The following is a 15,777-nucleotide window of genomic DNA, read 5'->3' as shown; positions in this document are numbered from 1 at the left end:
TTTTTATATTTTTGGAAAATCCCCTAAAGTTTCAGGAAGTTGTAATAGTGCTTTTTTTAATTCCTCTTCGTTAGGAGATTTTCCATGCCATACATTATTTCCTACCATAAAATCTACACCGTATCCCATTTCGGTATATAGAATAATTATGACAGGCCTACCTTTTCCAGTTTTATTTTTTGCTGTTTTTAAAATATTAATAACCTTTTGAATATTATTTCCTTTTAATTCTTCTAAAACTTTCCAATCAAAAGATTCAAATTTTTTTTTCAGATTTCCAAGAGGAAGAACTTCATCGGTATTTCCATCTATTTGTTGTCTATTGTAATCTACAGTAGCTATATAATTATCTATCCCTTTAGATCCTGCATATAAAACAGATTCCCATATCTGTCCTTCATTTAATTCTCCATCTCCATGTAAACTATAAATAAGACTATTATTATCTTTACTAAGTTTTTTAGATATAGCTGCACCAATTGATACCGACATACCTTGTCCCAAGGATCCTGAAGAAATTCGTATTCCTGGAAGATTCCCATGTACGGAAGGATGTCCTTGTAAACGAGAGTTTAATTTTCTAAAAGAAGATAATTCTTTTATAGAAAAAAAACCAGAACGAGCTAATACACTATAATAAACTGGAGATATATGTCCATTTGATAAAAAAAAATGGTCTTCTTTTTTTCCCTCCATAGAAAATTTTTTGGGGTCATAATGCATTATTTCTTGATATAAAGCAACAAAAAATTCAGTACATCCTAAGGACCCACCAGGATGGCCAGAATTTGCGTTATTTACCATACGTAATATATCTCTTCTAACTTGAGTACATAAATTTTTTAAATAACGTATACGTACATTTACATTCATAATTTTAAAAAAATTTATAGAATTTTATTTTTTCACAAAAATAACAATTAATTATGAGTATTCTAAACAGAAAAGCAAGATTTCAATATAATTTTATAGAAGAATATACAGCTGGTATTCAATTATTTGGTACTGAAGTTAAATCTATAAGACAAAATAAAGCTAATATTACGGAAAGTTTTTGTCAGATAAAAAATGGAGAATTATATTCTATTAACATGTATATTTCTGAATATAAATTTGGAACTACTTGGAATCATTCAAGTAGAAGAGAAAGAAAATTATTATTAACTAAAAAAGAACTAATAAAAATAGAAAAAAAGTTAAAAGTACCTGGATTAACTATTATTCCTAATAAATTATTTTTTAGTGAAAAAGGATATGTGAAAATTCAAATTTTTTTAGCTAAGGGTAAAAAAATATATGATAAACGTAAATCTATCAAAAATAGAGATTTGATTCGTGAAATAAAAGAATCATTTAAAAGATAATTTTTAAAATCATATATTTATATTTGTTTAAGGTTCAAATTCAAAGAAATTATAGTTCTATGAAAAAAAAATTAAATTTTTTTATTATTACTTTTTTTGTTTTACTTTCATCTGTATTCTCTCAATATTCTCAGAAAAAATGGTCTATTCGAATAGGAGCAAATGATATTAACTATTATCCAAGGAGTTATCCTATTAAATTTTTTTTACACAAAAAAAATAATAGCATCAATCCTATTTTTTCTAATGTAGAATTGGTACATCATATCAATAATAATCTGGGGGTATATTTAGAGGGGGCATTAGGAATGGTTGACAATAATAGATGGAGAATCATAGATGGATTTTTCTTAAAATTTGGTCCTGGAATTAATTTCTATTTTTTACCTAAATATTGGTTTGATCCTTATTTTAGATTAGGAGGTGGTTATCATCAATTTAATTATCAAAATAGAATATTAAGACTTTCAGGATCCAAAACTTATAAATTGAATAAGAAAAATTTTTTTCTATTAGATGGAGGATTAGGTATCAATTTTTGGATTGTCTCTAATTTTGGAATTAATATTCAAAGTACCTATAATCATGTATTTGCAAATCATTCAAGAGATTATTTAAATTTTTGTAAACATTCCCTAGGATTTGTATTCCGTTTCGGAGGAGAACATGAAAATGATTCTGATGATTATGATAATAATAAACAAAAAAAAATAATAGAAATCAATAAAGAAGATTCTTATTTACCTTCTATAATAGAAAAAAAAGAGGATAAAAATATTATAGAAAATTCGGAATATGAAAATAAAATTTGTTGCGAAAAAGAGGATTTAGATCACGATGGTATTTTAGATAAAGAAGATTTATGTCCTGATCAATTTGGATTAAAAAAATTTAAAGGATGTCCAGATACAGATTCTGATAATATTCCAGATATTGAAGATATTTGTCCCAATAAATATGGAATAAAAGAAAATAAAGGATGTCCAAATAAAATAATTTTCAAACCTATTTTATTTAATCTTGGAAAATATAAATTATCCTCTAATTCATTAGAAATTATTAATAAAATTTCTGAAATTATGATAAAAAAACTTCCTAATTCTAAATTTTATATAAATGGATATACAGATTCTTATGGAAAATCTTCTTATAATAAAATATTATCCTTAAAAAGAGCAAATTCTGTATTTGAAGCTTTGGTTTCCAAAGGTGTAGATCCTTATAGAATGGAAGTTAGAGGATTCATAAAATATGAAAAAAAGAAAAATAAAGGAAGATATGTTGAAATAACAATTAAAAAATAATCATAAAAAACCTCTTAATTTTTTAAGGGGTTTTTTATTTATTTTTAGAAAAAGAAAAAGAAATATAGAGACTTAATTGATAAAGAATTAATAGAGGAATTAAAACGATTATCGTACTTAAAATATCTCCAGGAGTAATTGCAGAAGCAATAATTAAGATCATCAAAAAAGCATGTTTTCTATATTTTTTCAAAAATGTATAAGTTATTAATTCAATTTTAGTAAGAAAATAGATAAAAATTGGGAATAAAAAAGTTATACCCATAGAAAGCATAGAATGCATCATCAAAGATATATAATCCGATAAATCAAATATATTTTTGGGAATAGAACTAATCCTAAAAGTATAACCAAAATGAATTAAAAATGGACATAATACAAAATATCCAAAAAGAATTCCAAATATAAATAGAAATGTAACTGTTATAATGATTCCCCGAGAATATTTTCTTTCTTCATCAGTAAGAGCAGGTTTTATAAATTGCCAAAATTCATAAAATATATAAGGAAAAGATAAAATAAATCCACCGAGAAAACAAGTCCATATATACATATTAAATTGGCCAAATATTTGTCTATTTTGTATTTCCAAATTTTTTGTAAAAAAAAAAATAGGATTATGATCTATCCCCAAAAAAAAAAAATTCTAATTTAGAAAATATTCGGTAAGTAATAAAACTTGTTTTTGCGGGACCAAAAAGAATATAATCAAATATAACATATTTATTATTCATCAAAATAATAGTTGAAATTATAATTGCACATAAACTATGAATCATATGTTTTCTTAAATCTTCAATATGTTCCCAAAACGGCATTTCTTTTTTTTTATTTTTCATAATATAGAAATACGATAAAATACTTCTTTTTTATTTACAATAAATTGTAAATTTCACAGAAAACTATTTTTAGTTAAAGTTTTTTTTTGGTTTACGTAGTTAAAAAATGGCTATTTAGTTAGTTAAATTTATCAGTATAAATAAAATATTTTAATCATCAATGAAATGTGGAATTATTGGGTTACCAAATATAGGAAAATCAACATTATTTAATCTTATTTCTAATTCTAAAGCTTTATCAAAAAATTTTCCTTTTTGTACCATAGAACCAAATTATGGAATAACAAAAATTCCAGATAAAAGATTATATGAATTAAAAACCTTAATTAATCCCAATAAAATAGTTCCATCAAAAATAAAAATAGTAGATATTGCTGGATTAATTAAAGGTTCACATAAAGGAGAAGGATTAGGGAATAAATTTCTATCTCATATTCGTGAAACAAATGTAATAATTCATATGATTCGTTGTTTCAACGATATTAGAGTACTTCATGTAGAAGGGGAAATAAACCCAATTAGGGATAAAGAAATTATTGATATAGAATTACAGTTTAAAGATCTAGAAACGATAGAAAAAAGACTAGAAAAAACTTTTAAAAATAAAAAATCTATAAGTACTATACTACTACAAAAAGTTTTTTCTTTTCTAAAAGAAGGAAAAAATATTAGAATATTTCCATTTAAAAATAATGAAAAAAAATACATAGAGGATTTACAGTTACTAACTATTAAACCCGTCCTTTATGTATGTAATATAGATGATAAAAATGATCTTAATCTAAAAAAGATAAAAGAAATGGTAAAAAAGGAAAAATCAACTTTAGTCGTTTTATCGTTGAAAAAAAAATCATATGATCAGAAAAAAAATTACATTTCGGGAATTGATAAGATTATTAAGGAATCATATAAGTTATTAAACTTACAAAGTTTTTTTACAATAGGAAAAGAAGAAATACGTGCTTGGTCAATTCCAAATCATTATACAGCTTACCAAGCTTCTTCGGTTATACATACAGATTTAAAAAAAGGATTCATTTGTGCAGAAATTATTCATTACAAAGATTTTATCAAATATGGTTCTAAAGAACAAGCGAAAAAAGCAGGAAAAACATTTTTAGTAGGAAAAAATTATCTTATTAAAGATGGAGATATTATTCATTTTCGATTCAATCAATGAAAAATTTTTCTTTGGAATAGTTAATTCCTTTTAAGGTTTCAAAAATTAACTGTATTGTTTTTTCTACATCTTTTTTATGGACCATTTCTACTGTAGTATGCATATATTTAAGAGGTATGGAAATTAAAGAAGAGAGAATACCCTTATTATAATAAGCAAAAGCATCCGTATCGGTCCCCGTATATCTAGATGAAACTAAACGTTGAAACAAAATTTTTTGATTTTTAGACGTATCAATAATAAATTCTCTAATTTTTTTATGTATTGAAGGAGCATATCCGATCACAGGTCCTAAACCACATTTAATATCCCCCTGTATTTTTTTATCAATCATAGGGGTAGAAGTATGATGTGTTACATCAGTAACAATAGCTATATGAGGTTTTATTGCATGAGAAATCATTTTAGCTCCTCTCAATCCTACTTCTTCTTGAACAGAATTCACCACATATAATCCAAATTGTAAATCAATTCCATGTTCTATTATCATTTTTGCTACTTCTGCAATGATAAATCCTCCTATTTTATTATCCAAAGACCTACAAACAAAATAATTATGATTCATAATAAAAAATTCATCAGGATAAGTGATAAAACATCCTACATGAACGCCCATTTTTTCTACTTCTTTTTTATCAAAAGCCCCAATATCTATGAAAATATTATCTAAATTAGGTTTTTTTTCTTCTAAAGATTTTCTTGTATGGATAGCTGGCCAACCAAATACTCCATTTACTAATCCTTTTTTTGTATGTATAACTACTTTTTTTGATGGAGCTATTTGATGATCCGATCCTCCATTTCTGGAAACATATATTAATCCATCTTCTGTAATATAATTTACATACCAAGATATTTCATCTGCATGAGCTTCAATTATTAATTTATAAGGAGAATTATTCGGATTAATAACTCCTACTACGGTTCCATACAAATCAGTTACTATTTTATCTACATAAGAACTAATATAATCTTTCCATATTTTTTGACCTTCACTTTCGTATCCAGTTGGGGAAAAACTATTTAAATATTTATTAAGAAATCTTATAGATTGATCACTTATTGAATAACGGTTTTTATTATCCATAATTTTTTATCATTAAATATTAATATACCCTTCAAAAATAAATTTTACCGATCCTGTTAAATTTATTTCTTTATATTTATCATGTATTTTTTTAAATGAAATCCATAATTTTCCTCCTAAAGTATAGGCTAATACCTTTCCATAAACATTATTATAATAATATGCAAAAACTCCTTTTTCATAAGCTGCAATAGCAGAAGCTGTAACTCCTGTACCACAGGATAAAGTTTCTTTTTCCACTCCTCTTTCGTAAGTACGTACTTTTATCATATTATTTCCAATAACTTCCACAAAGTTAACATTGACACCATTTTCTTCATAAGATTTTTGAAATCTAATTTTTCTACCTTCTTTATTAACATCTATTTTTTGAATATTTTCTACAAAAAGAACATAATGTGGAGACCCAGTATTTAAAATAATATATTTTGGATAAATTTTGATCATATTTATTTCTATGTCCATGAGATTTATGCATATCAAATTTTTATCCTTTATTATACCATAATGAATTCCATCTATAGCTCTAAAATATATTTTATTTTTTTTTATTCCTAATTTTTTTGAAAATGAAATTGCACAACGTCCTCCATTACCACACATTGTACTTTCTTTTCCATCAGAATTATAATATTTCATATAGAAATTGCTTTGAGAATCATTTTTAATTAAAATAATTCCATCAGCTCCAATTCCAAAATTTCTATTACATAATTTTGTAAACAAATCAGGGATATATACCGGAATTTTTTTTTTTCTAATATCTAGTATAATGAAATCATTTCCCGTTCCTTGGTATTTAAAAAAATTTAATTTCATGAATAAATATTAATAAAAAGTTAATATTATTTTTTGAATAAAGTTTACTTTATAAGTATCATAATTTATATATTTGTGTAATCAGGATAATTATCTTAATAATAAGAAATAAAAATGAAAAAAATAGTTGTTTATATTGTGATTAGTAGTATCATGAGCTCAGTAATGACTATTGCAGTATACAAAAAATATAATAAAGAAGATCCCCAATTATTTCCATATGGATCTTCGTTGGAAAAAACAACCCCCTCAAACTCATCTTCATTAATTAGTTCTTCTGGATTACCTGATTTTACAAGAGTAGTAGAAAAAACAATACATTCGGTAGTAAATGTAAAAAATTATTCTAAAAAATATAGTAATCGATTGAATTTTGATCCATTTGACTTTTTCTTTGGATTTCCTGATGATTTTGGAGGAAGAGGAAAAATACCTCAAAGAAATGATATACCTGGACTTCATGGATCTGGAGTCATAATATCTCCTGATGGATATATTGTTACAAATAATCATGTCATAAAAGATGCAGATAAGATAGAAATTATTCTTAGTGATCAAAGAACTTATAGAGCAAAATTGATTGGTACAGATACAAGTACGGATATAGCTTTATTAAAAATTAATGAAAAAAATTTACCTTTTATTTATTTTTCGGATTCTAATAAAGTCCAAGTAGGAGAATGGGTTTTAGCAATAGGAAATCCTTTTGATTTGAATTCTACTGTTACTGCAGGTATCATAAGTGCTAAAAATAGAAATTTAGGAATATTAAGAGGAGAAACTCAAACAGCTATAGAATCTTTTTTTCAAACAGATGCAGCTGTGAATCCTGGTAATAGTGGAGGAGCATTAGTAAATACAAATGGGGAACTAATTGGAATTAATACGGCAATTTCTTCTAATTCAGGAAATTATATAGGATATAGTTTTTCCGCACCTTCAAATTTAGTTGGAAAAGTAATACAGGATATCAAGAAATACGGAACTGTACAACGTGCATATTTAGGAGTTAGAGGAATGGATCTTTCTAAGGCAGAATATTTAAAATCTTATAATAATGAAACACATCAAAATATAAAACCACAACAAGGATTTTTAATTGGAGAAGTATTTGACAAAAGTGGTGCCTATGAAGCAGGTCTTAAAAAAGGAGATATTATCAAAAATATAGACGGAAAACCGATTCAAAATGTAGCAGATTTATCTTTTATAGTTGGAACAAAACATCCAGGAGATAAGGTAAAAGTTAATATTGTACGTAACAGAGAAATAAAAACTTTTAACGTTACTTTAAAAGATTCACAAGGGAGAACAAAAATTAGAAAAAGAGAAGAAATAACACCATCGGAATTACTAGGTGCTACTTTTGAAATTCTTGGAAAAGATTACAAAAAAGATTTTGGAATTAATTATGGTATTAGAATTACAGAAATCAGAACAGGTCGTTTAAGTTCTATAGGTCTAGAAGAAGGAGATATTATTTTATCTATTAATGGAGAAAAAATAAGAAAACCTAATGATGTAGATCGTATCTTAAAAAGATACAAAGGAGATGTAACTATAAAATCTATTAAACAAAATGGTCAAGTATATATCGCAGGATTTGAAATGAATTAATTTTTATTTCTATTCCAATAAATGAATAATGTGATTACTCCCATAATTATATTTGGAAGCCAAACAGATAAATAAGAAGGAAAATACTCTTTTGTAGAGTACACTTTTGATATTTCTATAAAAAAAATATAAAAAAAGGCTAATATTAATCCAATAATGAGATTTACTCCTATTCCTCCTTTTTTCATTTTTGATGATATCGATAATCCTAAAATAGTAAATATAAAAGTAGAAAAAGGTAAACTTGTTCTTTGATAATACTCATTCAAATACCTATTTATGTTATGGCTTCTTTTTTTTTTTTCTATATTAATAAATTTTTTAAGTTCTAAAATGGTCATAGTTTCTGCTATATACTCTTCCGGTAAAAGTTCTTCCGGGGTCATAGAAAATTTTTTTTTTATATAAAATCCTTTGAATAATATATCTTTATTTTTTTTTATATAAGTTTCTATATAATCATGTAGAATATATATACGATATTTTTTAGACCAAAAAATATTTTTAGCTTTTAAAATATATACTAATTTATTTCCATTAAGTTTTTGATATGCAAATCCATGTCCTATATTTTTTTTTTTTGAAAAATTTCTAATGAATAGATATTCATTATTGGAAATTTGAGCACTTATTGCTTTACTATTTTCGTATTTACTTTTTTGGCTTAAACTCAATAAATATTGATAATGAAATTTATTTTTTATTTTATTAGCCATGGGTAAAAAAGAATAATTCATGATTAAAGAAAATCCTCCGATTAAAAATGCTGAAATTAAATAAGGAATAGTAATTCTTTTGAAACTAATTCCACTACTTAGAATAGCGGTTATTTCTGAATTTTTAGTTAATCTAGAGGTAAAAAAAATAATAGATAAAAAAACGGAAATAGGGGAAAAAGTATTAGCTAACCATATAGACCAAAATGGGTAATAATGAATTAAAGCCTGTTTGATTGATCCTTGATTGTTTTCCAACCTATGCATACGTTGAGAAATATCTATAACTATAGATAGTATCTGTAAAAAAAAAGTAATAAATATATAAGTAATAAGAACATTATAAATAATATAACGATCTATTTTTTTCATTTTATGAATGTTCTTTTCATGAATAAATTATAGATTATTTTCAATAAAAAAAAGGGGTTTTTAAGAAGATTATTTTTAGTTTTTTTTATTAAATTAAAATAACAATAAATAAAGGTTATATATAAGGATCCATTCATTAATACACATCTATAATCATAGATACCAACCTATAATAAAAAATAAAATATTTAAATATTATACTATATTTGATAATTTTATTAAATTTTTTGATAAAATAAATTTGACAATCTACATTATTTTTCTAAGCATAGATTTTTTTTTATAAAAAATCTTATATCCAACATCATATAGTTCATGGTTTGGAATAGATTTAACATTTTATTTTAAATTTACTAGAATAAGAATAAAAATAGAAGTTTCTATTTTTCCATGATTTTTTTTATCTATTATAGAGGATATTTTTATAATATTTATTAAATTAAATTTTTAATAAAAATTTTACCGAATTATATGTTAAAAATATGAGGATAAAGCATAATTTCGTTTTCAATAGAAAATAATATTCTATTCAAAGAGTAAAAAATGAAATTTCAACATTATTATTACCATAAACCAGTTCTACTCAAAGAAAGTATAGATAATTTGATTACAGATAAAAATGGAATTTATATAGATGTTACATTTGGTGGAGGAGGACATTCTTATGAAATTTTAAAAAAATTAGATCGAAAAGCTATTTTAATTGCTTTGGATCAAGATGAAGAATCTATAAAAAATAACTTCATCAAGGATAAACGTTTTCATTTATTCCAAAAAAATTTTATACATATAAAAAATGTATTGAAAAAACTTCATATTGAAAAAGTATCAGGATTATTAGCTGATTTAGGGATATCTTCTTTTCAAATGGATAATCCTATAAGAGGATTTTCTCATCAATTAAACTGTCCTTTAGATATGAGAATGAATCAGAATATAGATTCTTATTCTGCTTTACATGTGATCAATAAATATTCAAAAAATGAATTATTTCATATATTTTACAAATATGGAGATTTCAAAAATGCAGTAAAAATTACTGAAAAAATATTAGAAAGACGTTTAAAAAAACCTATTATAACTACCTTGGATTTAAAAAATATTTTTTTTCTTAAAAAATCTTCTTTTAATAAAAGAAAAAAATTTTTTTCTAGACTTTTTCAGTCTATACGAATAGAAGTTAATAATGAAATAAATATTTTAAAAAATTTTTTACGAGAATCTTCGGAAGTTATCCTACCAGGAGGTAGAATTTCCGTGATTTCTTATCATTCAATAGAAGATAGAATTACAAAATATTTTTTTAAAACAGGATTTTTTAAACCCAAAAATAGTAGTCAAATCGATATAATTCCATTTAAAATGATTCATAAAAAAGTCATTAAACCTAGTCTTCAAGAAATTATGGATAATCCAAGATCTAGAAGTGCTAGGTTAAGAATTGCGGAAAAACTATAAATCAATAATAATTAATGAAGACTAATTTCAAAGATATACTGAAAGGAAAATTTTTAGTGAAGAAAGATGCATATCGTAGTTGGAATTTTATTGTTTTTATTACTATTTTATCTTTAATAAGCATTACTAGTTCTCATATGATGGATCGTAAAATTAGAAAAATTACGAATATCAGTGAAGAAATAAAAGAACTTCAATCTGAGTATGCAGATATTCATAGTAAATTTTTGAAAATGAAACTATCTTCCGTTTTAAATAAACTGGTAAATATTAATGGTTTAAAATATTTAGAGGAACCACCATACGAATTAATTTTAGTAGATAAAAAAGAGATGGATCCAAAAAGAAAATGATGAAACGAAAAAGGTATATTTTATTGTATAAATCCTACTTCATTGGTTTTTTATTTTTTTTTATTGCCTCCCTGATTATTTTTAATTTATTCTACATTCAGAATTGTTCAGATAAATATAAAAAGTCTTTTATAGAAAAAACAATTAGAACTAATTTAATTAAGGCAAAAAGGGGTAATATTTATGCATCAGATAGCAGTATTTTAGCAATGTCTATCATAAAATATGATATTCATATTGATTTTAGATCAATATCAGAAAAATTATTTAAAGAAAATATTTTCTTTTTGTGTAATTCTTTAGAATTTTTATTTAAAAAACCAAGCAATTTTTTTTATAAAAAATTTCAATACGAAAAAAAAAAGGGAAATAGATATTTTTTATTAGTAAAAAATTTAGATTATCCACTCTTCAAAAAATTACGAAATTTTCCAATTTTTAACAAAGGACAAATACGAGGAGGTTTTATTGTAGAAAAAAAAAATTTCAGAGTCCATACATTAGAAAGTATAGGAAAAAGAACTTTAGGATACGATGATCATAGGGGAAAAGTTGGTCTAGAAGGAGCTTTTAGTAAGTATCTTAAAGGAAAAAATGGAGTACGATTAGAACAGAGGATTAGTTCTAATATATGGAAACCCTTAAATTCAGGGAATGAAATTGATCCAGAAGATGGAAAAGACGTCTATTCTACTATAGATATATCTTTACAAGATATTGCTTATAATGCTTTACTTCATGAACTTACCATTTCTCATGCGGATCATGGATGTGTTATCCTTATGAAGGTAAAAAGTGGTGAAATTAGTGCTATGATTAATTTAGAAAAAACAAAAAAAAATATTTATGAAGATTTAAGAAATTTTTCTGTATGGGAATGTAGTGAACCTGGATCTACTTTCAAGACTATGGCAATTCTAGCAGCTTTAGAAGATAAAAAAATAGAAACGGACATGATTGTGAATACTAAAGATGGTATTATGAAATTAAGAGGAAAAAAAATACGAGATAGTCATTACAGTGGATATAGAAAAATGAATCTAAAACAAATTTTGGAACATTCTTCAAATGTAGGAATAGCAAAAATTATTTATAAAAATTACAAAAAAAATCCGAAACAATTCATAGAACATTTTAGAAAATGGAAATTAGATAAAAAAATAGGAATAGAGATTCCAGGTGAAAGTCCCCCTTTTATTCCAAAACCGGGTGGATATAATTGGAGTAGTATTACATTACCATGGATGACTTTCGGATATAATTTGAAACTAACTCCTTTACAAATTCTAACTTTTTATAATTCTATTGCTAATAAAGGAATCATGATAAAACCTATTTTTATTAGAGATATTAAATTTTATGGAAAAAGTATTAAAAAATATCCAATACCTATTATAATGAATCCTTCTATCGCATCAAAAAAATCTATAAAAAAAATTCAAAATATGCTAGAAGGAGTTGTCAAAAATGGAACAGCTAAAAAATATTATCATCCAGAATATCCTTATGCAGGAAAAACTGGTACAACCCAATTAGATTATTGGATAAAAGGTAAACCTTTGTCTTACAATAGTTCTTTTGTAGGATATTTTCCTGCAAAAAATCCCAAATATTCTTGTATTGTAGTTATTTCAAAACCAGAAAAAGGATATTACGGAATAGAAGTAGCCGTTCCAGTATTTGATAAAATAGCTAGATCAATTTATCCCAAAATTGGAAAAAAGTATCTTAACAAAAATAATAAAGTAGATATTAATTTTCTAAAAAAAATTAAAGAATCAAAAAATTCTTCGTTAATCCATTATTTTGATCAAGGTATTATGCCTAATATAATTTCTTTTCCTGGAAAAGAAATTATCCCCCTATTAGAAAATAGAGGGATAAAAATACAATATAAAGGGATAGGAAAAGTTTGTTTTCAGTCGATAAAACCAGGAAATAAATTGAAAAAAAATAAAGTTATTTTTCTGAAATTAGAAGAATGAAAAAACTACTAATGGATATTCTAATAAAAGTGAATATATTAAAAATAATAGGAGATTCTAAAAAATGGATAGAAGGTATTTCAATACATTCTAAAATGGTAAAAAAAAATATAATTTTTGTAGCTAATCAAGGAATAAATACAGATGGTCATTTGTTTATTATAGAGGCTATCCAAAATGGAGCAAATATCATAGTTTGTGAAAAAAAACCTTCTTTCATACAGAAATATATAACTTATGTACTCGTAAAAGATTCAATAGAAGCTTTAGGAACTATTTCTTCTAATTTTTATGATAATCCTACCCAAAAAATAAAATTAGTAGGCATTACGGGAACAAATGGAAAAACATCCGTGGCTACAATACTTCACTGTTTATTTGATAAAATGGGAGAAAAAAATATACTTATTTCTACTATGGGTATTAAAATTATGTCGAAAAAAATTACTACTTTACATACAACTCCAAATATTATTGAAATAAATAAATATTTAAATATATCGATCCAAAAAGGATGTAAATATGCATTTATGGAAGTAAGTTCACATGGAATTCATCAAAAAAGAATTAAAGGATTGTTATTTACAGGAGGAATATTTACTAATATCACACATGATCATTTAGATTACCATAAATCTTTTGATAATTATCTATCAACTAAAAGATTTTTTTTTGAAAATTTTTTACATAAAAATACTTTTGCATTAATTAATGTTGATGACAAAAATTCACATAAAATAATAAAAAATGTTTTGGCTAAAATATATTTTTACGGAGTAAAAAAAAAAGCAGATTTTAAAATTAAAATTTTAAAAGAAAACATCAATGGTAATGAATTAATAATGGATAAAAATAAGTTTTTTATCAGTTTAATTGGAAAATTTAATATTTACAATCTATTGGCGAGTTACGCTACAGCTATAATATTATTGGGGGAAAAAAAATATGAAATATTAAAAAAAATAAAGACTATAAAACCTATAAAAGGTCGTTTTGAACAATTTATATCCTATTCTGGAATTCGTATAATTGTTGATTACGCTCATAATCCAAATGGATTAAAAACGGTTTTAAATACCATTAAAAAAATAAAAAAAAAAGAGGAACAGTTAATTTGCGTAATAGGTTGTGGAGGAAATAGAGATAAAAAAAAACGTTCATTAATGGGAAAAATTGTTTATGATTTATGTGATAGATCAATTTTTACATCAGATAATCCTAGGGAAGAAGATCCCCAAAAAATATTAATTGATATGAAAAAGTTTAGATCATATTTAAAAAAAAAGGATATTTTGACAATTGTTAATCGAAAAGAAGCTATTAAAAAAGCTATTCAATTAGCAAAAAAGAAAGATATTATTGTTCTAGCAGGAAAAGGACACGAAAATTATCAAGAAATTAAAGGAATACGTTACCCTTTTAACGATATGAAAATTGCTAAAACGTTATTAAAAAATTATAATAGATAAGGATTGATATGTATGATCATTTTTCCTATTTTTAAGTATTTAATTTCGAATTCTATCATCATAAATTCTGTTTTTTATAGATCTGTAATAGCATTTATTTTATCTATTTGTATATCCTTTTTTACCAATAAAAAAATTATTTTATGGAATAAAAAAAAAAAATATATAGGAGAACGAGTACGAAATCTTGGTCTAAAGGAACAAAAAGAAAAAGAAGGTACTCCTACAATGGGAGGATTAATTATTATAATTTCTGCATTAATTCCTACCATAGTTTTTTCAAAATTAAATAATTTATATATCCTAATTTTGATAATTACTACATTATGGATGGGAGTTCTTGGATTTATAGATGATTATATAAAAATAAAATATCATAAAAATGGACTTAGTTTTATGGGAAAAATATTAGGTCAAATAATCCTAGGTATTTTTATCGGAGTTTTTATGTCTTTTAATAATAAAAAGATCACTACCTTTCATCAAAAAATAGATTATTGTTCTAAACAATATCTATCTTTATTAGTATCTGAAAAACATAATTTTAAGACAAATATTCCTATTTTTTCCCATATAAATGAATTTGACTACGCCGATATTTTTAAAAAAAAATGGAAAAAATATACATGGATTATTTTCGTACCTATAGTTATTATAATTATTACATTTATATCTAATGGGGCCAATATTACCGATGGAATTGATGGATTAACTGCTGGGGTATCTTCGATTATATTTGCAACATTATCCTTATTTTCTTTAATTTCCAGTAGTAAAATTTACTCCTATTTTTTTCATTTTTTGTATATCCCTAATATAGGAGAAATCACCATATTCTCATTTTCTTTTTTAGGATCTTTAATTGGATTTCTTTGGTATAATGCCTATCCAGCACAAATTTTTATGGGAGATAGTGGAAGTTTAACTATAGGAGGTGTCATTGCAGCAATATCTATACTAATTAGAAAAGAATTAATACTTCCTATTTTATGTGGAATTTTTTTTATTGAAAATTTTTCTGTAATAATACAAGTGTTGTATTTTAAATTGTATAAAATAAAATATGGAATAGGAAAAAGAATTTTTCTGATGGCTCCTTTACATCATCATTTTCAAAAACTAGGTTATCATGAAAGTAAAATAGTCTATCGTTTTTTAATCATACAAATGATGCTTTCTATGGTGGTAGTTATTTTATTAATCACATAAAAAAA

The 15,777-nt window shown here is 24.3% G+C and carries 13 protein-coding genes and 1 pseudogene; 9 read left to right on the top strand and 5 right to left on the bottom strand.

Annotated elements, in window-relative coordinates:
• Nucleotides 1-3: 3 nt before the first annotated feature.
• Entirely contained in the window at nt 4-873 is an 870-nt protein-coding gene (locus DM780_RS01930) for a transketolase (protein ID WP_110548772.1), read from the bottom strand.
• Nucleotides 874-926: 53 nt separating this feature from the next.
• Between DM780_RS01930 and smpB the strand changes: the two genes are divergently transcribed.
• Both smpB and DM780_RS01920 read left to right on the top strand, forming a co-directional pair.
• Nucleotides 927-1,364, top strand: a complete 438-nt coding sequence (smpB, locus tag DM780_RS01925) for an SsrA-binding protein SmpB (RefSeq protein WP_110548771.1) — start codon at nt 927-929, stop codon at nt 1,362-1,364.
• Nucleotides 1,365-1,423: 59 nt separating this feature from the next.
• Nucleotides 1,424-2,668 (top strand): OmpA family protein, encoded by a 1,245-nt coding sequence (locus DM780_RS01920; protein ID WP_110548770.1) that lies wholly within the window; start codon nt 1,424-1,426, stop codon nt 2,666-2,668.
• 34 nt (nt 2,669-2,702) lie between these two features.
• Here the strand turns inward: DM780_RS01920 and tatC are convergent.
• Nucleotides 2,703-3,507: pseudogene (tatC, locus tag DM780_RS01915) on the bottom strand (twin-arginine translocase subunit TatC).
• 160 nt (nt 3,508-3,667) lie between these two features.
• On the opposite strand from tatC, the gene ychF reads away from it, so the two are divergent.
• Complete coding sequence (ychF, locus tag DM780_RS01910; protein ID WP_110548769.1) at nt 3,668-4,687, top strand: redox-regulated ATPase YchF; 1,020 nt, start codon at nt 3,668-3,670, stop codon at nt 4,685-4,687.
• Here the strand turns inward: ychF and DM780_RS01905 are convergent.
• Both DM780_RS01905 and dapF read right to left on the bottom strand, forming a co-directional pair.
• Entirely contained in the window at nt 4,677-5,774 is a 1,098-nt protein-coding gene (locus tag DM780_RS01905; protein ID WP_110548768.1) for a M42 family metallopeptidase, read from the bottom strand. The two genes, ychF and DM780_RS01905, sit on opposite strands and share 11 nt — an antisense overlap.
• A gap of 12 nt (nt 5,775-5,786) precedes the next feature.
• A complete protein-coding gene (dapF, locus tag DM780_RS01900) occupies nt 5,787-6,593 on the bottom strand; it encodes a diaminopimelate epimerase (protein ID WP_110548767.1) in 807 nt (268 codons plus the stop codon).
• 114 nt (nt 6,594-6,707) lie between these two features.
• Between dapF and DM780_RS01895 the strand changes: the two genes are divergently transcribed.
• On the top strand, nt 6,708-8,210 hold the full coding sequence (locus tag DM780_RS01895) for a Do family serine endopeptidase (RefSeq protein WP_110548766.1): 1,503 nt from the start codon (nt 6,708-6,710) through the stop codon (nt 8,208-8,210).
• Here the strand turns inward: DM780_RS01895 and DM780_RS01890 are convergent.
• Nucleotides 8,207-9,298, bottom strand: coding sequence for an LptF/LptG family permease (locus tag DM780_RS01890; protein ID WP_110548765.1), 1,092 nt, complete (start codon nt 9,296-9,298; stop codon nt 8,207-8,209). The genes DM780_RS01895 and DM780_RS01890 overlap by 4 nt on opposite strands.
• Nucleotides 9,299-9,841: 543 nt before the next feature.
• On the opposite strand from DM780_RS01890, the gene rsmH reads away from it, so the two are divergent.
• The 5 genes from rsmH to mraY are packed head-to-tail and all read left to right on the top strand — an operon-like array spanning nt 9,842 to nt 15,772.
• Complete coding sequence (rsmH, locus tag DM780_RS01885; RefSeq protein WP_110548764.1) at nt 9,842-10,756, top strand: 16S rRNA (cytosine(1402)-N(4))-methyltransferase RsmH; 915 nt, start codon at nt 9,842-9,844, stop codon at nt 10,754-10,756.
• A gap of 14 nt (nt 10,757-10,770) precedes the next feature.
• Complete coding sequence (locus DM780_RS01880) at nt 10,771-11,109, top strand: FtsL-like putative cell division protein (protein ID WP_110548763.1); 339 nt, start codon at nt 10,771-10,773, stop codon at nt 11,107-11,109.
• On the top strand, nt 11,106-13,094 hold the full coding sequence (locus tag DM780_RS01875; RefSeq protein ID WP_110548762.1) for a penicillin-binding protein: 1,989 nt from the start codon (nt 11,106-11,108) through the stop codon (nt 13,092-13,094). Before DM780_RS01880 ends, DM780_RS01875 begins: the two co-directional genes overlap by 4 nt.
• Nucleotides 13,091-14,563: a UDP-N-acetylmuramoyl-L-alanyl-D-glutamate--2,6-diaminopimelate ligase gene (locus DM780_RS01870; RefSeq protein ID WP_110548761.1), complete on the top strand. Its 1,473-nt coding sequence runs from the start codon at nt 13,091-13,093 to the stop codon at nt 14,561-14,563. Before DM780_RS01875 ends, DM780_RS01870 begins: the two co-directional genes overlap by 4 nt.
• Nucleotides 14,564-14,575: 12 nt before the next feature.
• Nucleotides 14,576-15,772: a phospho-N-acetylmuramoyl-pentapeptide-transferase gene (gene mraY, locus DM780_RS01865; RefSeq protein WP_110548760.1), complete on the top strand. Its 1,197-nt coding sequence runs from the start codon at nt 14,576-14,578 to the stop codon at nt 15,770-15,772.
• Nucleotides 15,773-15,777: the final 5 nt, after the last annotated feature.

Source organism: Blattabacterium punctulatus (assembly GCF_003226695.1).
Taxonomy (GTDB): Bacteria; Bacteroidota; Bacteroidia; order Flavobacteriales; family Blattabacteriaceae; genus Blattabacterium; species Blattabacterium punctulatus.
This window is presented reverse-complemented; position numbering and strand designations above follow the sequence as displayed.